This window comes from Paenarthrobacter sp. RAF54_2 (genome assembly GCF_052113945.1).
Taxonomy (GTDB): Bacteria; Actinomycetota; Actinomycetes; order Actinomycetales; family Micrococcaceae; genus Arthrobacter.
Window position 1 is genome coordinate 445,907 of record NZ_JBFRDV010000006.1, and the last position, 22,941, is coordinate 468,847.

Genomic DNA, 22,941 nt, shown 5'->3' on the forward strand with positions numbered 1-22,941 from the left:
CTGCGCAGGCGAAACACTGCGCCGCGAAACTCTTATGTAGAACGCAAATSCGTTGRCACAGGCGGCTTAGCCCGCATCTTAAGCAGAGAGGACGCAGACATGGACTTCACCGCCGGTCTCGTTTGGCTCCTGGTCGCTTCAGCATTAGTGCTGTTCATGACCCCGGGCCTGGCATTCTTTTATGGTGGCATGACCCGCGCCAAGGCCGCCTTGAACATGATGATGATGAGCTTCATCGCCATCGGCACGGTGACAATTGTCTGGGTGCTGTGGGGCGCGTCAATGTCCACCAGCAACACGGACAATTTCTTCCAGATCTTCGCGAACCCGTTCAGCCACTTCGGACTGCACAACTTCACGGATCCCGCGGACCTCCTTCACGTTGGCTACGCCGCAACCTTCGCGATCATCACCGTGGCTTTGATCTCCGGCGCGATTGCGGACCGTGCAAAGTTCTCGGCTTGGACCCTTTTCACCTTGATCTGGGCCACGCTGGTATACGCACCCATGGCTTTCATGGTGTGGGGCGGCGGGCTCTTCTCCAAGGACGGCTGGTTCGGCCAGACGTTTGCACCGGTCATCGACTTCGCTGGTGGAACGGTAGTGCACATCAACGCCGGTGTTGCGGGCCTGATCCTCGTTCTGATCATCGGCAACCGCAAGGGCTTCGGCAGGGACCCCAACCACCGTCCGCACAACGTACCCCTGGTCATGCTCGGTGCGGCAATCCTCTGGTTCGGCTGGTTCGGCTTCAATGCCGGTGCGGCTGCTACCGTGGAGCAGGCTGGCCTCATCTGGATCAACACCCTCGCCGCACCGGCAGCAGCCATGCTCGGCTGGTTGATCGTAGAGCGCATCCGTGACGGCCACCCCACCTCCCTCGGAGCAGCTTCGGGTGTCGTTGCCGGACTCGTTGCGATCACCCCTGCCTGCGCCAACGTTTCCCCGCTCGGCGCCATTGCCCTCGGCGTCGTAGCCGGCGTCGCCTCTGCCCTCGCTGTCGGGTTGAAGTTCAAGCTCGGATATGACGACTCCCTGGATGTGGTGGGCGTGCACTTGGTGTCCGGCGTCATCGGCACAGTAGCCATCGGTTTCCTCGCTACCCCGACCCAGGGCCCCGCCGGTCTGTTCTACGGCGGTGGAACCACCCAGCTGGTTGCACAGTGCCTCGCGGCGCTTGGCTCGATCATCTTCACCGGGGTCATGACGTTCATCATCGCCTTCCCCATCCACAAGCTCATGGGCTTCCGTATCAGCGAACGCCAGGAGATTGCCGGGGCGGACCTCAGCCTCCACGCTGAAACGGCCTACGAATTCGGCATCGGCGGACACGGCGGCAGCTTCCAGCCCCTTCATGACCTCATCACCGGCAAGGCACCGGCCGATTCCGAAGCAGCAGTATCAGGCAAGGAGAGTGTCCAGGCATGAAGCTCATCACAGCGATTGTCCGTCCGGAAAAGCTTGAAGCAGTCCGGGAAGGCCTGGAAGCGTACGGGGTCCAGGGCTTGACGGTCAGCGCGGCAAGCGGCTACGGCCGGCAGCGCGGCTACACCGAGGTGTACCGCGGGGCCGAATACAACGTGGACCTGCTGCCAAAGATTCGCATTGAGGTTCTTGCCACAGACGAGCAAGCAGACGACATCCTGGATGTCCTGATCGCAAGCTCGAATACCGGACGAGCCGGAGACGGCAAAGCCTGGACCGTGGACGTCTACGAAGCAGTTCGAGTCAGGACCGGGGAACGCGGCTCTGCCGCCATCTAAGTCCTGAGGTCACAATCCTGACATCGCACTCCTGACGCGAAAGCGGGCCGGGTACCAGCCAAGGTACCCGGCCCGCTTTCTCAATTCACGACGGCGGTGGGCCAGTCCGCCGGCCCCGCGCCACCGGCGTCGTACTCCTCCAAGGGGACCGTATCCCGTTCCCAGGCGCGAAGGACGGGCTCAACGATCCGCCAGCAGTCCTCGGCTGTGTCACCCCGGACGGAGAGCAAGGGATCGCCCGTGAGCACGCCTTCAAGTACTTCACCGTAGGGAAGCATGTCTGCCGCGTTGAGCTCTGCGACGAGGCTGGCCCGGTCCAGTGTGAAGATGTCGCCTGGACCATTCACGTCGGCGTCGAGTTGGAGGACGTCCGGCCCGAATCCAATCCGCAGTTGGTTGGGGGAGTCCACGCCGGAGAATCCGGTGGGCAGGTGCGGTACCGGGCGGAAGGTGATCACGGCTTCCTTCCTTCGGCTCCCTATGGCTTTACCGGAGCGGAGGAGGAAGGGAACGCCTTTCCACCGCCAGTTGTCAATGTCTACGCGGACTTCGGCCAGGGTCTCAGTATTGCGGGAAGGATCGACGCCTTCCTCGGCGGTGTAATCGGGCACCGTCCGTGCCCCGAGGGTTCCTGCCGTATAACGGGCCCGGCGCGTTGAATCGTGGTAAGGGGCCTTGATGCTGCTGGCCCTCAGGACCGTAGCCACGGCGTCACGGAGGTCACGTTCATGAATGCTGGCTGGTGCATCGATAGCGATGAAGGCCATGATGTGCAGCAAATGGCTTTGGATCATGTCACGTAACGCACCGGCGCCGTCGTAGTAGCGTGCCCGTCCTTCAAGCGCGAGGTCCTCGTCGAAGACGATTTCCACCTTTTCGATGTGGTCGCGGTTCCACACAGGCTCAAGGAACCGGTTGGCGAACCGCAAGCCAAGTATGTTCAAGACAGTGGCCTTGCCCAGGAAGTGGTCCACCCTGTGGATGTGGTCCTCGGGCACCAGCGTGGCCAGGGTTTGGTTGAGTTCGCGTGCAGATTCGCTTCCGGAACCGAAGGGCTTTTCCATCACCAGGCGAGTACCTGCGGGCAATTGCTCGCGGCGCAGGACTTCACAGGCTTTCTGGCTGATGTGGGGCGGCAGGGCGAAATAGATAGCTATCGGCCCTTCCAAGTGTGCCAGGAGGTCCGCCAGGGGCCCATCGGCAGTCACGTCCACTTGGTGGTACTCGGTGGATGCTGCCACAGCTGCCAAGGCGTCGCGCCCACTTGCATCGGCGGCCTTTGACGCAGCCGCAAATGCTCCATTGACCCGTTCCTGCCACTGTTCGGGCGCCCAGGGGTCGGACCCGGCTCCCACCAGCCGCAACCCGGATGCCCGACCGGTGGCGAGCAGCCCTGCAAGTCCAGGGAGGAGCAGCCTGCCGGTCAGGTCACCGGAGGCGCCAAGGATAAGCAACGTTTTTACAGTTGTTTTGCTCGTCATTGTGCCAGCATGCCATCTTGCAGGTGCGACTTGGTACCCTAGATAGTCGAGTCCCTTGGTTGACGCAGATTTGTTGGGGTTGAGACAAATTTGTTGGGGCAAGAACAAGTCAAGACTCTGGCGTGCCGCACTGGCCGCCAATCGCAGACCATCGAAAGAAGTGCACGGCGCGTGTTCAATTCACTCTCTGACCGGTTGACAGCAACCTTCAAGAACCTCCGTGGCAAGGGCCGCCTCTCCGAGGCTGATGTCGATGCCACCGTCCGGGAGATCCGTCGTGCCCTCTTGGACGCGGACGTTGCCGTTTCGGTGGTCCGCGAATTCACGTCCCGCATCCGTGAGCGGGCTCTTGGTGCCGAGGTTTCCGGTGCGTTGAACCCGAGCCAGCAGATCGTCAAGATCGTCAATGAGGAACTCGTGGAGATCCTCGGCGGTGAAACCCGGCGCATCCGCTTGGCCAAGACCGGCCCCACCATCATCATGCTGGCCGGCCTCCAGGGTGCAGGCAAGACCACCCTCGCCGGCAAGCTGTCAAAGTGGCTGAAGGCGCAAGGCCACAGCCCCATGCTGGTTGCCTGCGACCTCCAGCGGCCCAACGCCGTAACGCAGCTTCAGGTTGTCGGCAAGCGCGCAGGCGTTCCCGTCTTCGCGCCGCACCCGGGAGCAACCTCGGAGCTGGATCACCCTGCTGGTGACCCTGTGGCGGTCGCCAGCGCAGGTGTGGAAGAAGCGCGCCAGAAGCTTCACGATGTCGTGATCGTTGACACCGCCGGCCGCCTCGGCGTGGATGCCGAGATGATGGATCAGGCACGCCGGATCCGTCAGGCGATCATCCCGAACGAAGTCCTCTTCGTCATCGACTCCATGATCGGCCAGGACGCCGTCAACACGGCCATGGCCTTTGACGAAGGCGTCAACTTCACCGGCATCGTGCTGTCCAAGCTCGACGGCGATGCCCGCGGTGGCGCCGCACTTTCGGTTGCGTCGGTCACGGGTAAGCCAGTCATGTTCGCGTCCACTGGTGAAGGCCTGGACGACTTCGAACTCTTCCACCCGGACCGTATGGCGTCGCGCATCCTGGACATGGGTGACGTCCTGACCTTGATCGAACAGGCTGAGAAGGCCTGGGACAAGGACGAAGCTGCCCGGATGGCGAAGAAGTTCGCCGACCAGGAAGACTTCACCCTGGACGACTTCCTGGCCCAGATGCAGCAGATCCGCAACATGGGTTCCATGAAGAAGATGCTCATGATGATGCCGGGTGCCCAAAACATCCGCCAGCAGCTGGAGAACTTCGACGAACGTGAAATCGATCGCGTTGAGGCGATCGTCAGGTCCATGACTCCGCATGAACGCGTTGCTCCCAAAATCATCAACGGCTCCCGCAGGGCCCGCATTGCAAAGGGTTCAGGTGTGCACGTTTCGGAGGTCAACGGCCTCCTGGAGCGCTTCGCCCAAGCCCAGAAAATGATGAAAAAGATGGCCCAGGGCGGCATGCCCGGCATGCCGGGCATGCCTGGAATGGGCGGCCCAGGCGGCGGCCGCAAGGGTGGCAAGAACGCTCCCAAGAAGAAGGCGCGCTCCGGCAACCCGGCAAAGGCGGCCCAGGAACTCCGCGAGGCTGAGGCCAAGCGTGCCAACGCGGCCTCGGCAGCTCCGACGGGTGCGGCGTTTGGTCAGGGCGCTGCGGACTTCGATCCGTCCACGCTGAACCTCCCCAAGGGCTTCGAGAAGTTCCTGGGTAAGTAAGCGGAACCTCCGAATCAATACTGTGACAGCTGGCGCCGTTGTGAATGTCCATAACGGCGCCAACTGCTTTTTGGCTGGGATGTCAGAGCTCTGGACTAGGGTGAATCCATGCACAAGCAGCGCGTAGTCTTCGTCCACGGACTGGGGAGCTTTGGCGCCTCGGCATGGCCCAAGCAGCACGGTATGGCCCTGTCGTATGACGCACTTTTCCTCCGCCGGCACGGCTTTGATCCCGTGGCTGAACCGTTGGAATCCGACGTCGCTGCGGATGTAGGCATCGTAGTGGCTTCGCTGGTGGATTCTGGTGGAGGCCATGTGGTGGCGCATGAGCAAGGTGCAATTTCTGCCATGCTCGCAGCAGTTGAACGCCCGGACCTGGTGCACTCGCTGACACTTGTTGAACCGGCTTGTTTATCCTTGACGGCCGAGCTGCCTGCCACGACATTCCATCGTTCGCTCATGGAGCCGCTGTTTGAGGTGCGGAGCAAGGTTAAGGACGCCGACTACGAACGCGAATACTTCAGGCGTGCATTTTCGGCCGAAGCCAGCGGGCTGGACACACCCGAAGCGCGCCGTTCCGCACGTCGCCTCCGGCTTCAGGCGCCTCCTTGGGAGGCGCCCCTGCACATTGTTCCTGGCGTTCCTACCCTTGTCCTGACAGGCGGGTGGGAGCCACTGTACGAAGAAATCGCCGGGTACCTGGAGGACACCGGTGCCCTCCGACGCGTAGCAGCGGGAGGGCACCGGCCCCAGGACTCGGTAGATGGAGACCGGATTATTCGCTCTTTTGTAGCCGATATTGTCCGGACGAGGTCAGTTAAGGTTTCCTGACGCTGCCCTCTTGGTGGAGGACATCCGGGTAGTGGGAAGCTGCAGCTCCGGCAGGTACACCTTGCCGCCCGACGCCAGGAATTCTTCGCTCTTTTCCCGCATGCCGTCGTATATCCCTGCAATGGCGGCCTGCGCGTCGGCGGAACCGAACTCGTCCCTGATGTCTTGGCTGATGCGCATCGAGCAGAATTTGGGTCCGCACATCGAGCAGAAGTGCGCCGTCTTGGCAGGTTCGGCAGGAAGTGTTTCGTCGTGGAAGGCTTCGGCAGTAACCGGATCCAGGGACAACGCGAACTGGTCCCGCCAACGGAACTCGAACCTGGCCTTGGACAAAGCGTCGTCGCGTTCGTTTGCGCCCGGGTGTCCCTTGGCGAGGTCCGCTGCGTGCGCTGCGATCTTGTACGTGATCACACCGGTCTTCACATCATCCTTGTTCGGCAGTCCCAGGTGTTCCTTGGGCGTTACGTAGCAGAGCATGGCCGTGCCGTACCGCGCAATTTCCGTTGCGCCGATTGCCGAGGTGATGTGGTCATAGCCAGGAGCAACGTCCGTGACCAGCGGTCCCAAGGTGTAGAACGGGGCGCCTTTACAGAGTTCCTGTTGGCGCTCCACGTTCTCGCGGACCAAGTGGAAGGGAATGTGTCCGGGTCCTTCAACCATCACCTGCACATCGAATTCCCAAGCCCGCTGGGTCAGCTCGGCAAGCGTATCGAGCTCAGCGAACTGCGCGGCGTCGTTGGCATCGGCTGTTGCGCCCGGGCGCAATCCGTCGCCCAGGGAGAATGCGACGTCGTACTTGGCGAAGATTTCACAGAGGTCATCAAAATGCGTGTAGAGGAAGTTCTCCTCGTGGTGCGCCAAGCACCATCCAGCCATTATCGAGCCGCCACGGGAGACGATGCCTGTCACACGGTTTGCCGTCAAGGGCACGTACCGCAGGAGCACTCCGGCGTGGATTGTCATGTAGTCAACGCCCTGCTCGCATTGCTCGATGACCGTATCGCGGAAAATTTCCCACGTGAGTTTGTTGGCTTCGCCGTTGACCTTCTCCAGTGCCTGGTAAATGGGAACAGTGCCGATCGGAACGGGGGAGTTGCGGATGATCCACTCCCTGGTGGTGTGGATGTCGTCTCCCGTGGACAGGTCCATGACAGTATCGGCACCCCACTGGGTTGCCCATTGCAGCTTGTCAACTTCCTCGGCGATGGAACTGGTGACGGCGGAGTTTCCGATGTTGGCGTTGATTTTGACCAGGAAGGCCTTGCCAATGATCATGGGCTCGGACTCGGGGTGGTTGATGTTGTTGGGGATGATAGCGCGCCCGGCAGCCACTTCGCTGCGAACCAGCTCAACGTCGCAGTTCTCCCGCAGCGCCACAAACTGCATTTCCGGCGTGACGATGCCTTGCTTGGCATAGTGCATCTGGGTGACGGTTTTGCCTTCGACGGCGCGGCGGGGCACCGGTTGCGCCCCCTTCCACTCCTGGGATGCTGCGCCGCGGCGTACCGCTGATTTGCCGTCGTCGAGCAGGTTCCTCTCCCGCCCGGAGTATGCCTCGGTGTCTTCCCGGGCTTCGATCCATCGGGTGCGGAATGGCTCCAGGCCCACCACGGGATCGCTGCCCGGTCCGGCAGTTCGGTATACCTGCAGTGGTTCGTTCGCCTCACCGTTGGGGGAAGGCTCCAGAGCAATTTCCGTGACGGGGACCCGGATGCCATTCACGGGATCTTCCAGCCAAGCCAGCGAATGGGATTTCAGCGACTGTGTGACGGGTTCCGCCATGTTTTCGCTGTGGCTGATCTGGTTTTGGGCAGAGCTGTGCTGTGTTTCGGTGGTGCTCAAAGGATTACTCACTTCCTTCGCCGGCATTACCCGGACAGGTTCAACGGTCGCAGACTGCTTCAGTCCGATCTCAGCCCCTGCAGGGGCCCCCGTGTGGTCGTAGACGAAGCTACCACAGCTTCGATCGGGGTCCCAGTCATACGCGTCCGGGAGGTTGGTGGCACACTAGGCTTTTGCCATGGCCAACATCATCGAATTCACCGGTCCTGTGCTTGTGGCAGGAGACGACCAACGGCACGGGTTGTGGTCCGTCGATGGCAAACTGACGTTCGAACGCCCCCTTGCTCCACCCGATTCCGTGCTGGACGGATGGGTCCTTCCTGGTTTTGTTGACGCCCACTGCCACATAGGGCTTGGCGTCGGCGGAGCGGTTGATGAGCTGACAACTCTTGCCCAGGCGCAGGCCGACCTAAAAGCCGGCACGTTGTTGATCCGCGACGCCGGCTCACCAAGCGATACACGTTGGGTTCAGCGGCGGGACGACCTCCCACGGCTCCTTCGTGCCGGACGCCACATCGCCCGGAGCCGGCGTTATCTGCGTGGCTTGGGCCATGAAGTCGAGCCGGACGAACTCGTGGAGACGGTCCGCAAGGAAGCCCGGGACGGGGACGGTTGGGTGAAACTCGTGGGGGATTGGATCGATCGCGGTGTGGGTGACCTCTCCGCTTCCTTCCCTCGGAACGTCGTGAGGGATGCCATTGCGGCCGCCCACGACGAAGGAGCGAGGGTGACAGCCCACTGCTTCGGTGAAGACACCATTGATGACATGCTCGACGCCGGGATCGACTGCATTGAGCACGCCACCGGTCTTTTGCCCCGCCACATTCCCCGTCTTGTGGAGCAGTCCGTACCGATTGTTCCCACGTTGGTTAACATCGCGACTTTTCCGGATATCGCCGCCCAGGCTGCCCCGAAGTTTCCTGTCTACGCCCAGCACATGACCCGTCTTTGGGAGCGACGCCGTGAACGGGTGTTGGAGGCTTTTGAAGCTGGCGTCGGCATCTATGCGGGCACGGATGCAGGGAGCGTGATCAAGCACGGCAGGATCGCGGACGAAATGAAGGAACTTCACGACGCCGGCCTGCCGCCCACTGCCGTCCTGGGCGCCGCCACGTGGGGCGCGCGGAAGTGGCTGGGAGCCGAGGGCATCAGCGAAGGGGCAAGTGCCGACGTCGTGCTGTGCCGGGATGATCCAAGGAAGAACCTCGCAACTGTGGCGAGCCTGAACCATGTAGTCCTGCGCGGGAAACTGGTCCAACTAGGAATAAATTGAAGCTTCAAGTAATTTACATAGGTAGAACGTGCCGAAGGGCGGCCATCTATGAATCGGGAGCTTCACATGACGACGACATCCAACCAGGATCTCCTTCCTGCCGAACTCACCATGGGCACCGTCATGCTCAAGGTCGGCGATATGAGGGTGATGAGTGACTACTATCAGCGTGCCCTGGGCCTTGAGATCGTGGCCGAGCAGGATGGCGGGCTGTACCTGGGGCGCCTGGGCAAGCCTGTAGTCCACCTCGCTCCCGCTGCCRGCCTGCAGATTCCAGGCCGTGGGGAAGCCGGGCTTTTCCATACAGCCATCCTGTTCCAGGACCAGCCTTCCCTGGCGGCCACCATCGCCACGGCCGCAGAGTATGAGCCGCGCGCTTTTGTGGGCAGTGCCGACCATTTGGTGAGCGAAGCCTTCTATTTCACGGATCCCGAAGGTAATGGCATTGAGCTCTATTACGACAAGCCTCGCGCTGTCTGGCAGTGGGATGGCAAGAATGTGGTGATGGACAATGTTGCCCTGCCGCCCCAGCGTTTCCTCCAGCAGCACTTGAATGAGGCTGCCGTGACTGGCCAGCGGGAAGCAGTTGCCGGCGTCGGGCACGTGCACCTTCAGGTAGGCGACGTGCAGACTGCCCAGGATTTTTATGTGGACACCCTCGGTTTTGAGAGGACGGCGGGCTGGCACGGGCAGGCGTTGTTTGTTTCTGCGGGCGGCTACCACCACCACATGGCGATGAACGTGTGGAACAGCCGCGGGGCCGGGCCCCGCAGGGATACCCTGGGCCTGGGCGAGGTCCTGATCGAAGTTCCGACTGCCGATGATGTCGCCGCACTGGCTGACCGGCTGAAAGTTGCGTCCGTGGCGAACCGCCACACGGGCCTGGAGCTGCAGTTCGAAGACCCTTGGCGCAACAAGCTGCGCGTGGCAGTGCGCTAAGCACCCTGGCGGGAAGCGCCCTCGCGCTGGCTTCCGAATGCAGGGGCCGGGACTGCACTAGGCTGGGCATTGACCGTATTCGCCCCCTGGGCCGTTGCCGCCGCCCCGTCAGCACGAACGAATGAGAGCACTCTCCATGGGCTTTGCCGAAATTTTTGTAGCCACCCACGATGAAGCACTCAAGAGGGCAGCTGCCTTGGACCGGGGTGCCGACGTTACCGGCCCCGCCGTCAGGATCGATGGCATCACCGACTTTGAGGTCGAGCAACTGGGGGACCTTGCGGGCAAAGCCGTCCATGCTGCCGGTGCAGACTACGAGCTGGCGCTGGTGGACGTCACCAGCGACGCCCTCCTTGGCGTTCCGGAAGCGATGGTGAGGGCGCTTGCCGAGCTGCTGACGTATGAAAGCGAAGGCGACGGGAACGTTCTTGACGACGTCGCTGCGGCATGGGCTGAGCAGGACGAGATGCCTTTTGGTGCGGACCAATCGCGTCAGTACGTGCAGCAGCTGGCTTCCTTGGCCACTGACGTTGAGAAGGCGGAGCGTTCAGGACTCTACGTCTGGTCCGTCTAGCGCGTTGGGGTCCGGAGTGGCGTAAGTCGTAATTACTTCCGGCATCTGGCACAATGGTCAAGTACTTGATTGGCGCGGCCCCTCTCTCCGTGCCCAAATCTTGTCCTTTGGAACCCCCAAGTATGGCCCGCCCCACGGGTGCAGAACGTCGGGTTCAACCCCGTTTCAGAAACAGGAGTGACCACAAAAGTGGCCGTAAAGATTCGCCTTAAGCGCTTCGGTAAGATGCGCGCACCGTACTACCGCATTGTCGTCATGGATGCCCGCGCCAAGCGCGATGGCCGTGCCATTGAAGAAATCGGCAAGTACCACCCCACCGAAGAGCCGTCGTACATCGAGGTCGCTTCCGAGCGCGCCCAGTACTGGCTTTCCGTTGGCGCTCAGCCGACCGAGCAGGTTGCCGCGATCCTCAAGATCACCGGTGACTGGCAGAAGTTCAAGGGCCTGCCGGGCCAGGAAGGCACCCTGAAGACCAAAGCTCCGAAGGAAGCCTTCGTAGCCCCGGAGAAGGGTTCCGTCATCATTCCGGAAGCCATCACCAAGAAGGCCAAGAAGGACGAAGCCGAAGCTCCGGCCGAGGCTGAAGCAGAGACCACCGAGGCTGAGTAAATTGCTGGCAGAAGCGCTCGAGCACTTGGTCCGTGGGATCGTTGACAGCCCTGAGGATGTCAAGGTCAGTGCCAGGAACAACCGCCGTGGGGAATCCCTTGAGGTGCGCGTTCACCAGGAGGACCTCGGACGGGTGATCGGCCGTCAGGGACGCACCGCACGTGCATTGCGCACTGTGGTTGCAGCCTTGGCAGGTGGCGAGCAGGTCAGGGTCGACGTCGTCGACACCGATCGTCGCCGGTAACGCGCTCAGCAATACTTATCTTAGATCCGGCCCCTTCACCGAATATGGTGGAGGGGCCGGATTGCTTTATCGATCATTTCACTTCCGTTGCTGCCTGGCAGCGCGGGCACAACGAGAATTCAGAGGAACCCATGCAGCTCCAGGTGGCCCGGATCGGCAAACCCCATGGCATACGCGGCGAGGTGACGGTGCAAGTGCTCACCGACGCCCCCTCCGAGCGCTTCGTCGCTGGAACCGAATTCGTCGTGGAGCCGGCCACTGCGGGCCCGCTGACCATCCGTAGCGCCAGATGGAACAAAGACATCCTCCTGCTGGGCTTTGAAGAGATTGCAGATCGCAACGCCGCCGAGGCAATCCGTGGTGCGAAGCTTTTCATCGAAACCGAAGAACTCGATGACGAAGACGACGACGAAGGCTGGTATGAGCACGAACTCGTTGGGTTGGAGGCGCGGGTTGGCTCACAGGTTGTGGGCAAAGTTGCCGCGCTGACCACACTGCCGGTTCAGGACTTGTTGACGGTCAGGACGGAGGAAGGGAAGGAAATTCTGGTTCCCTTCGTCGATGAAATCGTGCCTGAGGTCAACATCGAGGACGGGTTCATTCTCATCACTCCGCCTGCCGGTCTCTTTGAAATCAACGATGACACGGCTGAGGAGTCCAAGGACGGCGCCGGGGATGATGCCTGAATGAGGATCGATGTCGTCAGCATCTTCCCTGAGTACCTTGCCCCGCTTGAACTTTCGCTGATAGGCAAGGCCCGCCAGGATGGGCTCTTGGAACTTAACGTCCACGACCTCCGGACGTTCACTACTGACAAGCACCGGACCGTGGACGACACTCCTTATGGGGGCGGCGCGGGCATGGTCATGAAGCCAGAGCCGTGGGCACAGGCGCTCGAATCCGTTGCCGGGCCTGGTGAGGGCACCAAACCTGTCCTGATTGTCCCGTCGCCGGCAGGGGAGAGGTTTACCCAGGCCCTTGCCTATGAGCTCGCCGAAGAGGAGCAGCTGGTCTTTGCCTGCGGTCGGTACGAGGGAATCGATGAGCGCGTCATCGACTGGGCGCACGAGCACTTCACAGTGAGGCCTGTCAGCCTTGGCGACTACGTTCTCAATGGCGGCGAAGTTGCTGTCCTGGCCATGGTTGAAGCAATCGGCCGTTTGCTTCCAGGCGTGGTGGGCAACCCGGAATCCCTCGTTGAAGAATCACATTCGGACGGACTCCTGGAGTATCCGGTTTATACCAAGCCATCCTCATGGCGGGAGCACGAGGTGCCTCCAGTCCTTCTGAGCGGCAATCACGGGAAGATAGCGCAGTGGCGGCGCCATGAACAGTTCCGCCGCACTGCCGAGCGCCGTCCGGATCTCCTTGAACACTTCGACGCCGGTCGGTTGAGTCGCGCGGACCGCAACGCACTCGCGGACCTGGGTTACGACGTCGTGGATGGTCGCCTGCGCCGCCGCACGGAAAGCAACACGTCACAAACGCGACTGTAGTACCCCGCTGGCCGCCGTCGGGCGTTGCGAGTCCGCATAGTTGGTCGGATGCTGCGGCATGTGGCAGAATTAACCCTTGTGTCTGCTGGGCCAGCACCTGCCACAGGGGGAGCGAAGCCAACAGCCGGACAACCCGGTGCCGCCAATCAGTGGTGGAACCGGACACTAAGAAACTTCGGCGGAGATTTCCGGTTGGCTTTGTGCCGCGGCCTTGTCTGCCGTAACCCAAAGTGGATGACCTGTGGCGTTCACCAGGAGTGGATTAATGCATATCCTCGATAGCGTAGATGCAGCCTCGCTGCGTAACGATGTTCCCGAGTTCCGCGCGGGTGACACCCTCAAGGTTCACGTCAACATCATCGAAGGCAAGAACTCCCGTGTCCAGGTATTCCAGGGCTTCGTCCTGGGCCGCCAGGGTGACGGCGTTCGCGAAACCTTCACCGTACGCAAGGTTTCCTTCGGTGTCGGCGTAGAGCGTACCTTCCCGGTACACTCCCCGATCATCGACAAGATCGAGGTCGTCACCAAGGGTGACGTCCGCCGCGCCAAGCTTTACTACATGCGCGCACTGCGCGGTAAGGCAGCGAAGATCAAGGAAAAGCGCGACTTCGCCAAGTAAGTCCAGCGACTTACGCAACGGGTCCAGGATTCGTGCCCGGTTCGTTCCGGAGCAATCCGCAACGCAACAGGGATACGAGTCATGGACACATCAGAACGCCGGCCCCGGAAACAGGGCTGGCGTTTTGTTTTGCTGGCATTGGTCCTTGCCGTAGCCATCAGCGGCCTGGTTCGCTCCTTGTGGATCGACGTCTACTACATTCCCTCCGAGTCCATGGAGCCGTTGCTTGGCACGGGGGACAGGATCCTGGTTTCGCGGACGGCATTCACCGCAGAGCCCATCCAGCGTGGAGACGTGGTTGTCTTTGATGGGCGTGGATCATTCGCCCCGCTCAGCAGCGGTAAGGGTCCTCTTGTCGACGCGATTGCAGCGGCGGGCCAATGGTTCGGGCTCACTGGGAGCGATACAACATACGTGAAGCGTGTCATTGGGGTTCCGGGTGACCACATTCGGTGCTGTTCCTCCGAGGGGCGCCTCACAGTGAACGGTCAGGTACTTGAGGAACCCTATGTGTACCCCGGGGACGAACCCAGCAAACAGAAGTTCGACGTCGTGGTCCCCGAGGACCGGCTCTGGCTGATGGGCGACCACCGATCCCGCTCTGCTGATTCCCGCGGATTGCTGGGAGCACCCGGCGGGGGAATGGTCCCGTTTGACCGGGTGATCGGCAGACCCGTCCAGATCATCTGGCCCCTTGATAGATTTGCAGAGGTGCCTCGCTCCGTGCAGGCCGAACCATCGAAGAACGGACAATAAATGCCGGACAAAGTTCCCGAGAATCCCGAGCGACACGACGACGACGCGCGGCTCTCGGACGGAACGGGTGGCGTCGCTGGAGTGGCTGAGCCCAGCCCGGTCGCCGACGCTGCCGCCGATGCCGGCAACAAAACCGACGAGGCTGAGAAGCCCCGCAGGAACCCTGCCCTGGGATGGCTGAAGGAAATCGTCACAGTCGTGGCCATTGCCGTAGTGCTCTCCTTCCTTATCAAGACGTTCCTTTTCCGGGCGTTCTACATTCCTTCTGAATCCATGGAAAGCACCTTGGACGTCAATGACCGCATCTTCATCAATCTGCTGGTGCCGGAGCCCTTCGCCTTGGAACGGGGCGACGTAGTGGTCTTCAAGGATTCGCAAGGTTGGCTTCCGGCGGTTCTGAAAAAACCGGCAGGCCCCCTTGATTGGGTAGGCGACACTTTGGAATTCGTTGGGTTGGCCGCTGACGACAACGAGCAGCACCTGGTCAAGCGCGTGATTGGGCTTCCGGGTGATCACGTTTCCTGTTGTGACGCGCAGGGTCGAGTCAGCATCAATGGCACCCCGGTGGACGAAACGTACATCAACCCCGCGGAAGTGCCACAGCCCAACCCGTTCGACATCATCGTTCCAGAGGGCAAGGTCTGGGTCATGGGAGACAACCGCAATCACTCGGCCGATTCCCGCGCGCACCAGGAAGTCAATGGTGGTTTCATTAATATCGAGGACGTTGAAGGCAAAGCCACGGTCATAGCCTGGCCCGTCAACCGGTGGACGGTGCTGGACAATTACCCGGATGTCTTCAAGAACGTTCCTGCGGGCACGTCAGGAAAGTAACGGCCATGGCAAGCACCCGGCTGAAAACCAAGACACCAACCGAAGTTCCGACCCTGGACGTCGAGCGTTCCTTCCTGTCTTCCGGGGTGCGTTTGCTGGCCGGCATGGACGAGGTCGGCAGGGGCGCGCTGGCTGGCCCCGTCAGTGTGGGAATCGCCGTGGTCAACCTCGCGGATCATGCCCTGCTGGCGGATGTGCGGGACAGCAAGTTGCTCAAGSCCGAGGACCGTGACAGGTTGGAGCCTTTGGTCCGTGACTGGGCCGTAGCATCCGCAGTTGGACATGCCTCCGCCCGGGAAATCGATGACGTCGGCATCATAGCCGCCCTGCGCCTGGCGGGAACACGGGCCTGGTTTGAGATTCTGGCCGGTGGCATCACGCCTGACGTCGTGTTGTTGGACGGCAGCCACAACTGGCTTTCTCCGGAAGTTCAAGCTTCGTTGTTCGATACCGCGAACACGGGGCCCTGGTGTGAAGCGCCGGTGCACACAAAGGTAAAAGCGGATATGAGCTGTCTCAGCGTGGCCGCCGCCAGTGTTTTGGCAAAAGTAGCCCGCGATCGAATCATGGTTGATCTCCACGCTGAAGTACCGGCCTACGGCTGGAACGAAAACAAGGGTTACGCCACAGCAGCGCATCGCGACGTGATCAGGCTGCAGGGACCCAGTGCCTATCACCGGACGAGCTGGAACCTGACCGGGCCGGACGTGGTCTAACAGCCTGCTTGGCAGCGTCTGTCCTGCGGATGGCGTCCGGTGCGCGGCAGATGGTGCAAGATGGAACTATGAGCGCCGAGGACCTTGAGAACTATGAAACCGACATGGAGCTTCAGCTCTACCGTGAATACCGGGACGTTGTCGGTTTGTTCAGCTACGTTGTCGAAACTGAGCGGCGTTTCTACCTGGCCAACCATGTTGATTTACAAGCCCGCAGCGCAGACGGCGAAGTCTATTTTGATCTGACCCTGCAGGATGCCTGGGTTTGGGATGTTTATCGTTCAGCCCGCTTCGTGAAAAATGTCCGGGTCATTACCTTCAAGGACGTCAACGTCGAGGAACTTCCACGAAATGAAGATCTTGCGTTGCCCAAAGATGGTGGCCTCGGGGATCTGGGAGACCTCGGTAACTAACACCTGTAGCCGCGGGTACTCTTCCTCCACAAGGCTGATGTAACGGGTTTACCCACATAGCATCAGGGCCGTCTGTCACAAGCCGCTGCCAGCGTCAAAGCTGGATAGCGGAGGTGATGCTCATGAGAGCAAAAGACATTCTTGGCCGTAACGGCGAGGCGTTGGCGGCAGGATTCCTGGAAGACCAGGGCATGCGTATTGTCGATCGCAATTGGCGGTGCGCCGATGGTGAAATCGACATCGTGGCACTTGAGGGTGACACCCTGGTGGTGGCGGAGGTAAAGACCCGCAGCAGCCTGGACTATGGACATCCCTTTGAGGCAGTAGGTCCGGCCAAGCTGGGACGCCTGCATCGGCTCGCTTCATCGTGGTGCCGGGAACATGAAGTGAATGCTCCACGAAGACGCATTGATGTGGTCTCGGTCATCCACGACGGCATTGGGGATCCCCAATTGGAACACCTGAGGGGTGTTGGCTGATGGGGGTTGGGCGCAGCTACTGCATTGCCCTGGTTGGACTCAATGGCTACATCGTTGAGGTAGAAGCCGATATCGGCCAAACCCTCCCCGCATTCGTGATTCTGGGGCTACCCGATGCCGCCCTTAATGAARCCAAAGAACGAATTCGGTCCGCGGCACAAAACTCGGGAATTCCTCTGAGCCGGAGGAAGATCACAGCCAATCTCATTCCAGCATCCTTGCCCAAACGTGGTTCGGGCTTTGACCTTGCCATCACCATGGCTGTTCTCCGTGCTGCGGAGGATATTCGTTCGATCGATGGAACAGTCTTCATTGCTGAGCTGGGTTTGGACGGCCGGCTCCGTCCGGTGAGGGGCATCCTCCCAGCCGTGATGGCTGCCGTTCAGGCGGGGTACCCGGAGATCGTCGTAGCCGAGGCAAACGTCGCCGAGGCAACGTTGGTACCGGGTGCTCATGTCAGGGGATACCGGACTCTCGCTCGGCTCGCCTACGACTTCGGTGCCGACCCCAAAGAACTTGCCCTGGACTACGACCCGCCCGCGGGCGATCCCGGAGATGAAAATGATGACGCAGTGGGCATCGTGCCTGATCTTTCCGACGTTTCGGGGCAATCAGAGGCTCGGCGCGCGCTGGAAGTCGCAGCTGCAGGCAGCCACCATATGCTCCTGACCGGTCCACCAGGTGCCGGTAAGACGATGCTCGCGGAGCGTTTGCCAGGACTCTTGCCGGACCTTGCGGACAAGGCAGCAATGGAGGTTACTGCCATTCACTCCCTCGCAGCGGTCCGCTCGTCAACCGGCACGTTGCTGCGGAGGCCGCCGTTCGAGAATCCCCACCACAGTGCCACCGCAGCTGCGATCATCGGCGGAGGCTCTGGACTTCCGCGCCCGGGAGCTGCCTCGCGGGCACATCGCGGAGTCCTCTTCCTTGACGAGGCTCCCGAGTATGAACGACGCGTCCTGGATGCCCTTCGGCAGCCCTTGGAGAGCGGCGAACTGGTGATTCACCGCTCGGCAGGGACAGCGGCGTACCCCGCGCGGTTTCAACTGGTCCTGGCAGCCAATCCTTGCCCATGCGGCAAAGCCTCGGGCAAGGGGATGGACTGTACCTGCACTGCAATAATGCGCAGGCGGTACTTCGGCCGCATATCGGGTCCCCTCCTGGATCGCGTCGACATACAACTCCAAGTCGAACGCGTGTCCCTCGCCGATTTTGGGCAGGCAGGCACGGAAGAGGGAACGGAAGCTGTTGCGGGACGGGTACTGGCTGCGAGGCAGAGACAGGCCGATCGCTTGGGGGCTTTTGGCATTGAGACCAATTCCCAAGTGCCGGGACGCACCCTGCGCGGGGAACTGAGGCTGCCGCTGGGCGCCACCCGCATTCTGGACACGGCACTGGAGCGAGGCATTCTCACAGCCCGAGGCTATGACCGTGTCCTTCGGTTGGCGTGGACCCTGGCGGACCTGGACCACAGCAAGACTCCTACTGCAGACCACATCGGACAAGCGCTCGGCCTCAGGCAAGCAACGGCGATGGCATGAAGGACAACGTGACGAAGGACGGAATGACAACCGAAGGCGCAAGGGGAACCGTGTTGGGGAAGCAGGAAAAGGAAAGGCTTGCACGGGCAGCATTGGCGCGTCTGATGGAACCACAGGATTCCGTGGGGCTCGCCTTGGTTCATGCTGTTGGACCTGTTGATGCCCTGGGTATCGTGACAGGCGAACTCGCTGCAGGCCCGCGCCTTGAACAAGAGATCTCCGCTTTACTGACCGAAAGCGGAGGTCCGGCTTCCTGGCCGGGACTCACGGCCAGCAAGCGACGATGGGCTCCACGTGTTCCGGACCTCGCGCCGGACCGTGACATGGAGACGATGAGGCGGCTCGGAGGCCGCCTGATTGTTCCCGGCGACGAGCTTTGGCCCGAGCAGTTGTCCGACCTCGGCCTCCAGGAGCCTTTATGCCTGTGGTGGCGCGGACACGAGCAGCCCCTTCCCTCAACGCGGCAGACCATCGCCTTGGTGGGGTCCAGGGACAGCACGAGCTATGGAGCGTCCGTGACTGGGGATCTTGCCTACGGCTTGGCCCAGCGTGGATACTGCGTTGTTTCCGGGGGAGCCTACGGCATTGACGCCCACGCCCACCGTGGGGCCCTCCGTGGTGGGGTGGCAAACGTACCGACCATTGCCATCATGGCTGGGGGAGTGGACCGCTTCTATCCCTCCGGGAACGAGGATCTTCTTCGTGCCGTGGCCAACCAAGGAGCCGTGATTTCGGAGGTTCCACCCGGATCCGCCCCTACAAGGTACCGATTCCTGCAGCGAAACCGCCTCATTGCTGCGCTCGCGGCTGTCACGGTGGTCGTGGAGGCACGTTGGCGGTCAGGCGCATTGAACACAGCCCACCACGCTGAGAGCATAGGGCGGGTAGTGGCAGCTGTCCCCGGATCCATTCACAGCGCGAACTCGGCGGGTTGCCATAGGCTGCTCCGGGATGGCGGGGCGATCTGTGTGACGGACGTCGGAGAAATTGCTGAACTGGCCGGCCGGAATGGCGAGGTGATGGTCTCCGAGAAGGATTCGCCGGCCGCACCGCATGATGGCTTGTCCTTGGAAGACCTGATTCTCCTGGACGCCTTGCCGCTTCGATCGGCAAGTTCCGTGGAGAAACTCACGGTCGTTGCGGGCCTCAGCCCGGACTCTGTGCGTGCGGGCTTGGGTCGATTGGGACTGCTGGGTCTCGCATCCTCCGAACGGGGGGGCTGGAAGCGCACCAAGAATGCCTAGGCGGACGAGCAGCGAAGCATGTTGATACGCAGCGAGGGTCCAAATTGCTGGCAAAGTTGGAAGGGTGGACGCAGAATCATTGCCAGCATCGCTAAAGAGCGCAGTGGAGGGTTTCGAACGCTACCTCCACGGTGAACGCGCGAGGTCGGCACATACTGTCCGCGCATATCTGGCGGACGTGTACAGCCTCCTCGGATTCGCGGCCCAGGAGGGAATATGCGATCTCGATCAATTGGAGTTGGGTTCGCTCCGCCGATGGCTGGGTGCGCAAAGTGAAGCCGGGATGGCCCGGTCAACTCTTGCCCGCCGTGCCGCCACGGCCAGGTCGTTTACCAAGTGGGCTCTGAGGGAGGAACTCATTTCCACGGATCCGGCCCTTCGTCTGCAAGCTCCTAAACGCGGGAAATCGTTGCCTGGAGTCCTCCAGCAGCAGCAAATTCTCAGGGTCGTGGATAGCCTTGACGCTGCTGCGGCAGACGGAGGTCCCCTGGCCCTTCGGGATCGTGCAATGGTGGAGCTGCTGTACGCAACCGGTGTGCGCGTGGGGGAGCTTGCCGGGCTGGACATCGATGATATGGATCCGGATAGAAGGACCCTTCGTGTCATCGGCAAGGGAAACAAGGAGCGTACCGTTCCTTTCGGAGTTCCAGCTGCCCTTGCAATCGACGATTGGCTCCGCCGGGGACGCCCGGCGCTGGTAACTGCCACGAGCGGCCCGGCTCTGTTCCTGGGCGTAAGGGGAAACCGCGTTGACCCACGCCAAGTCCGTGCCGTTGTAGCCGCCCTCCTGCAGGCGCTTGGCGATACCGCTGCAACGGGGCCCCACGCCTTGAGGCATAGCGCCGCAACCCATCTGCTGGATGGTGGGGCTGATCTTCGGGCAGTGCAGGAAATTCTTGGGCACAGTAGCCTCGCCACTACCCAGATCTACACCCACGTTTCTGTGGACAGGCTTCGGAGGAGCTACCAGCAGGCACATCCGCGGGCCTGAAAATGACGCCCAAAGAGTTGCACTGGCGGAAAAGGGAAGGGTACGGCAAAATGAAAGCACCACGGCCGAACCTTCAATTTAGGGTTGAGGGTTCGTTTCGTGTCACAATCAAAGAGTCTTAGCTAATTGAATAGCCTGCAGGGTCCGTAAGAAGCATGGGGCCGGGCAGCAACAGTAAACATCCGTCGCAGAGGTCGTTGGGGAAGACGTACCTACAGCTATGGAGGATGGAATGTCTGTTGCAACAACCCGCGGTGTCCTTTTCGTGCACTCGGCCCCTACGGCATTGTGCCCGCACGTTGAGTGGGCCATCGGATCGGTCGTGGACAAGCGGACCGATCTTGAGTGGACCCCTCAGCCAGCTGCGCCCGGAATGTTCCGTGCCGAACTGTCCTGGACAGGTACGCCAGGCACTGGCGCCCAGTTGGCGTCTGCTCTTCGGGGCTGGGCACATTTGCGGTACGAGGTTACTGAAGAACCCAGCCAAGGCGTGGATGGCGCACGCTGGTCGCATACCCCGGAACTGGGAATCTTCCATGCTGTCACGGATGTGCACGGCAACATCATGGTCAGTGAGGACCGCATCCGCTATGCCTATGAGTCAGGAGCCGGAGACCCGTCCGCCGTTTACCATGAGCTGTCATTGGCCCTGGGCGAAGCCTGGGATGAGGAACTGGAGCCCTTCCGCCACGCTGCTGAGGGCGCTCCGGTCCGGTGGCTGCACCAAGTCGGGTAGCAGCAACTCCTGACCGCCAAAACATTCCCATAGCAACAGAGAAGGGCCCACCTGATGGTGGGCCCTTCTCTTCACGTCACCGCATTCGGCGAACGCAGGTCTTAGACGTTGCGGACCGCGATGACAGCATTGTGTCCGCCAAAGCCGAAGGAGTTGCTCAGCGCCACGATGTCGCCCGCAGGCAAGTCACGCGCGGACGTCACGACGTCGAGGGGGATCTCAGGATCCTGGTTCTCGAGGTTGATGGTGACAGGTGCCTTGCGCTCATAGACAGCCAGGACAGTGAGGACCGCCTCTACAGCCCCGGAGGCGCCCAGGAGATGGCCCATCTGGGACTTGGTGGCAGATACCGCCACGTTGTCGACGTGAGCCCCCAGTGCGGCGCGGAGGGCCGTGTACTCCGGCCTGTCACCTACTGGAGTGGAGGTGGCGTGGGCGTTGACGTGGACTACGTCCTCCGCCTGGATCCTGCCGTCAAACATTGCGGCCTTCAGTGCGCGGGTGGCGCCGAGACCTTCGGGATCGGGGGCTGTGATGTGGTAGGCGTCGGCCGTTACCGATGTACCGGCAAGCTCAGCGTAGATGCGGGCACCGCGGGCGATTGCGTGCTCTTCTGCTTCGAGTACCAGCGCACCGGCACCCTCACCCATAACAAAGCCGTCGCGATCGATGTCATACGGGCGGGAAGCGCGCTCAGGATCGTCATTGCGGCGGGAGAGCGCCTGCATGGACGAGAAGGCGGCCAAGGGCATCGGGTGAATGGCGGCTTCCGCGCCACCGCACATGACGACGTCGGCCTTGCCGGAACGGATCAGGTCCAAGCCAAGGTGCAGGGCCTCAGTACCGGATGCGCAGGCGGAGACTGGAGTATGGGCTCCGGCTCGGGCGCCCAGGTCAAGGCTGACAGCAGCGGCCACGCCGTTGGGCATGAGCATGGGAACGGTCATGGGCAGGACCCGGCGCGGACCCTTGTCCCTGAGCGTGTCCCAGGCATCAAGGAGCGTCCATACGCCGCCGATGCCCGTGGCAAATGCCACCGCCAGGCGGTCGTGGTCGATGTCCTGGATGCCTGAATCAGCCCATGCTTCACGGGCAGCGATGACACCAAACTGCGTGGACGGGTCCATACGCTTGGCTTCCACCCGGCTCAGGACTTCCAGGGCCGGCGTCGAGCACCGGGCAGCAAAGTGGACGGGGAGGTCGTACTTGGCCACCCACTCGTCTTCGAGTGTGCGTGCACCTGAGACCCCTTTCAGCGCGTTCTGCCACATTGTGGGGACGTCGCCGCCGATGGGAGTGGTGGCCCCCAGACCGGTTATGACTACTTTGCGTGCCATGCGATCACTCTCTGTCGGATCAGCCGTCCCATCTGCAGTTTTTGCAGGGGCGGCAGGAAAAACTTTGGGCGTTACTGCGGCTGTGCCGGGCACAGGATCAAAGACCCTGGCCCGGCACAGCTGGTACCAGGCTTAGGCCTGGGCGTTTGCGATGAAGCTGACGGCGTCGCCGACGGTCTTAAGGTTCTTGACCTCTTCGTCCGGGATACGTACGCCGAACTTCTCTTCGGCGTTCACGACGATGGTCATCATGGAGATGGAGTCGATGTCCAGGTCCTCGGTGAAGGACTTGTCCAGCTCGACGGCTTCGGTAGCCAGGCCCGTTTCTTCGTTGACGATTTCAGCCAGGCCGGCCAGGATTTCTTCGTTGCTAGCCATTGTTGGCTCCTTTTCTTGTTGTGCCGGCTATGCCGGAAAGGGGGCAAACCGCGGTTACGGTTTGGGTTTGTAAGTCATATTCAGTTGGCTGGAGGC

The 22,941-nt window shown here is 61.4% G+C and carries 25 protein-coding genes and 1 riboswitch; of the genes, 21 read left to right on the forward strand and 4 right to left on the reverse strand.

Annotated elements, in window-relative coordinates:
* Window positions 1–99: 99 nt before the first annotated feature.
* Together AB4Y87_RS08600 and AB4Y87_RS08605 are read left to right on the forward strand one after the other, a co-directional pair.
* Complete coding sequence (locus AB4Y87_RS08600) at window positions 100–1,428, forward strand: ammonium transporter (protein WP_442003948.1); 1,329 nt, start codon at window positions 100–102, stop codon at window positions 1,426–1,428.
* Window positions 1,425–1,763 (forward strand): P-II family nitrogen regulator, encoded by a 339-nt coding sequence (locus AB4Y87_RS08605; RefSeq protein ID WP_442003949.1) that lies wholly within the window; start codon window positions 1,425–1,427, stop codon window positions 1,761–1,763. The genes AB4Y87_RS08600 and AB4Y87_RS08605 overlap by 4 nt, the downstream gene beginning before the upstream one ends.
* Window positions 1,764–1,843: 80 nt before the next feature.
* Here AB4Y87_RS08605 and AB4Y87_RS08610 read toward each other — a convergent pair whose 3' ends face one another.
* Window positions 1,844–3,244: a glucose-6-phosphate dehydrogenase gene (locus tag AB4Y87_RS08610; RefSeq protein ID WP_442003950.1), complete on the reverse strand. Its 1,401-nt coding sequence runs from the start codon at window positions 3,242–3,244 to the stop codon at window positions 1,844–1,846.
* A 171-nt stretch (window positions 3,245–3,415) separates the two neighbouring features.
* On the opposite strand from AB4Y87_RS08610, the gene ffh reads away from it, so the two are divergent.
* A complete protein-coding gene (gene ffh / locus AB4Y87_RS08615) occupies window positions 3,416–4,993 on the forward strand; it encodes a signal recognition particle protein (RefSeq protein ID WP_442003951.1) in 1,578 nt (525 codons plus the stop codon).
* Between the two features lie 108 nt (window positions 4,994–5,101).
* Window positions 5,102–5,824, forward strand: a complete 723-nt coding sequence (locus tag AB4Y87_RS08620) for an alpha/beta fold hydrolase (protein ID WP_442003952.1) — start codon at window positions 5,102–5,104, stop codon at window positions 5,822–5,824.
* On the opposite strand, the gene thiC is transcribed toward AB4Y87_RS08620, so the two are convergent.
* Window positions 5,807–7,666 (reverse strand): phosphomethylpyrimidine synthase ThiC, encoded by a 1,860-nt coding sequence (thiC, locus tag AB4Y87_RS08625; protein ID WP_442003953.1) that lies wholly within the window; start codon window positions 7,664–7,666, stop codon window positions 5,807–5,809. The genes AB4Y87_RS08620 and thiC overlap by 18 nt on opposite strands.
* A riboswitch (TPP riboswitch) is annotated at window positions 7,662–7,769 on the reverse strand. It overlaps the preceding gene by 5 nt.
* A gap of 75 nt (window positions 7,770–7,844) precedes the next feature.
* Here thiC and AB4Y87_RS08630 point away from each other — a divergent pair.
* The 17 genes from AB4Y87_RS08630 to AB4Y87_RS08710 all read left to right on the forward strand — a co-directional run bounded on the left by AB4Y87_RS08630 (window position 7,845) and on the right by AB4Y87_RS08710 (window position 21,130).
* Complete coding sequence (locus tag AB4Y87_RS08630; protein WP_442003954.1) at window positions 7,845–8,939, forward strand: amidohydrolase family protein; 1,095 nt, start codon at window positions 7,845–7,847, stop codon at window positions 8,937–8,939.
* A 66-nt stretch (window positions 8,940–9,005) separates the two neighbouring features.
* On the forward strand, window positions 9,006–9,878 hold the full coding sequence (locus AB4Y87_RS08635; protein WP_442003955.1) for a VOC family protein: 873 nt from the start codon (window positions 9,006–9,008) through the stop codon (window positions 9,876–9,878).
* Between the two features lie 121 nt (window positions 9,879–9,999).
* Entirely contained in the window at window positions 10,000–10,452 is a 453-nt protein-coding gene (locus AB4Y87_RS08640) for a hypothetical protein (protein WP_442003956.1), read from the forward strand.
* Window positions 10,453–10,641: 189 nt separating this feature from the next.
* On the forward strand, window positions 10,642–11,061 hold the full coding sequence (gene rpsP / locus AB4Y87_RS08645) for a 30S ribosomal protein S16 (RefSeq protein WP_017199647.1): 420 nt from the start codon (window positions 10,642–10,644) through the stop codon (window positions 11,059–11,061).
* Between the two features lies 1 nt (window position 11,062).
* On the forward strand, window positions 11,063–11,305 hold the full coding sequence (locus AB4Y87_RS08650) for an RNA-binding protein (protein ID WP_144659985.1): 243 nt from the start codon (window positions 11,063–11,065) through the stop codon (window positions 11,303–11,305).
* Window positions 11,306–11,436: 131 nt separating this feature from the next.
* Window positions 11,437–11,991: a ribosome maturation factor RimM gene (gene rimM, locus AB4Y87_RS08655; RefSeq protein WP_442003957.1), complete on the forward strand. Its 555-nt coding sequence runs from the start codon at window positions 11,437–11,439 to the stop codon at window positions 11,989–11,991.
* Complete coding sequence (trmD, locus tag AB4Y87_RS08660) at window positions 11,992–12,801, forward strand: tRNA (guanosine(37)-N1)-methyltransferase TrmD (RefSeq protein WP_442003958.1); 810 nt, start codon at window positions 11,992–11,994, stop codon at window positions 12,799–12,801.
* Window positions 12,802–13,066: 265 nt separating this feature from the next.
* Entirely contained in the window at window positions 13,067–13,420 is a 354-nt protein-coding gene (gene rplS / locus AB4Y87_RS08665) for a 50S ribosomal protein L19 (RefSeq protein ID WP_014922079.1), read from the forward strand.
* Between the two features lie 81 nt (window positions 13,421–13,501).
* Window positions 13,502–14,176, forward strand: coding sequence for a signal peptidase I (lepB, locus tag AB4Y87_RS08670; protein WP_442003959.1), 675 nt, complete (start codon window positions 13,502–13,504; stop codon window positions 14,174–14,176).
* Window positions 14,177–15,010 (forward strand): signal peptidase I, encoded by an 834-nt coding sequence (gene lepB, locus AB4Y87_RS08675; RefSeq protein WP_442003960.1) that lies wholly within the window; start codon window positions 14,177–14,179, stop codon window positions 15,008–15,010.
* Window positions 15,011–15,015: 5 nt separating this feature from the next.
* Window positions 15,016–15,726 (forward strand): ribonuclease HII, encoded by a 711-nt coding sequence (locus AB4Y87_RS08680; protein ID WP_442003961.1) that lies wholly within the window; start codon window positions 15,016–15,018, stop codon window positions 15,724–15,726.
* A 68-nt stretch (window positions 15,727–15,794) separates the two neighbouring features.
* Window positions 15,795–16,139: a DUF2469 domain-containing protein gene (locus AB4Y87_RS08685; protein ID WP_216923842.1), complete on the forward strand. Its 345-nt coding sequence runs from the start codon at window positions 15,795–15,797 to the stop codon at window positions 16,137–16,139.
* Window positions 16,140–16,252: 113 nt separating this feature from the next.
* Window positions 16,253–16,618 carry a YraN family protein gene (locus tag AB4Y87_RS08690; protein ID WP_442003962.1) on the forward strand — a complete coding sequence of 122 codons (366 nt, stop codon included), beginning with the start codon at window positions 16,253–16,255 and terminating at the stop codon, window positions 16,616–16,618.
* Window positions 16,618–18,159 (forward strand): YifB family Mg chelatase-like AAA ATPase, encoded by a 1,542-nt coding sequence (locus AB4Y87_RS08695; protein ID WP_442003963.1) that lies wholly within the window; start codon window positions 16,618–16,620, stop codon window positions 18,157–18,159. The genes AB4Y87_RS08690 and AB4Y87_RS08695 overlap by 1 nt, the downstream gene beginning before the upstream one ends.
* A 23-nt stretch (window positions 18,160–18,182) precedes the next feature.
* On the forward strand, window positions 18,183–19,403 hold the full coding sequence (gene dprA / locus AB4Y87_RS08700) for a DNA-processing protein DprA (RefSeq protein WP_442003994.1): 1,221 nt from the start codon (window positions 18,183–18,185) through the stop codon (window positions 19,401–19,403).
* A 64-nt stretch (window positions 19,404–19,467) separates the two neighbouring features.
* Window positions 19,468–20,394, forward strand: coding sequence for a tyrosine recombinase XerC (locus tag AB4Y87_RS08705; protein ID WP_442003964.1), 927 nt, complete (start codon window positions 19,468–19,470; stop codon window positions 20,392–20,394).
* Between the two features lie 232 nt (window positions 20,395–20,626).
* A complete protein-coding gene (locus AB4Y87_RS08710) occupies window positions 20,627–21,130 on the forward strand; it encodes a DUF3145 domain-containing protein (RefSeq protein WP_216923837.1) in 504 nt (167 codons plus the stop codon).
* Between the two features lie 101 nt (window positions 21,131–21,231).
* On the opposite strand, the gene AB4Y87_RS08715 is transcribed toward AB4Y87_RS08710, so the two are convergent.
* Together AB4Y87_RS08715 and AB4Y87_RS08720 are read right to left on the reverse strand one after the other, a co-directional pair.
* Complete coding sequence (locus AB4Y87_RS08715) at window positions 21,232–22,467, reverse strand: beta-ketoacyl-[acyl-carrier-protein] synthase family protein (protein ID WP_442003965.1); 1,236 nt, start codon at window positions 22,465–22,467, stop codon at window positions 21,232–21,234.
* 132 nt (window positions 22,468–22,599) lie between these two features.
* Window positions 22,600–22,845 (reverse strand): acyl carrier protein, encoded by a 246-nt coding sequence (locus AB4Y87_RS08720; protein WP_011692310.1) that lies wholly within the window; start codon window positions 22,843–22,845, stop codon window positions 22,600–22,602.
* Between the last annotated feature and the right edge of the window lie 96 nt (window positions 22,846–22,941).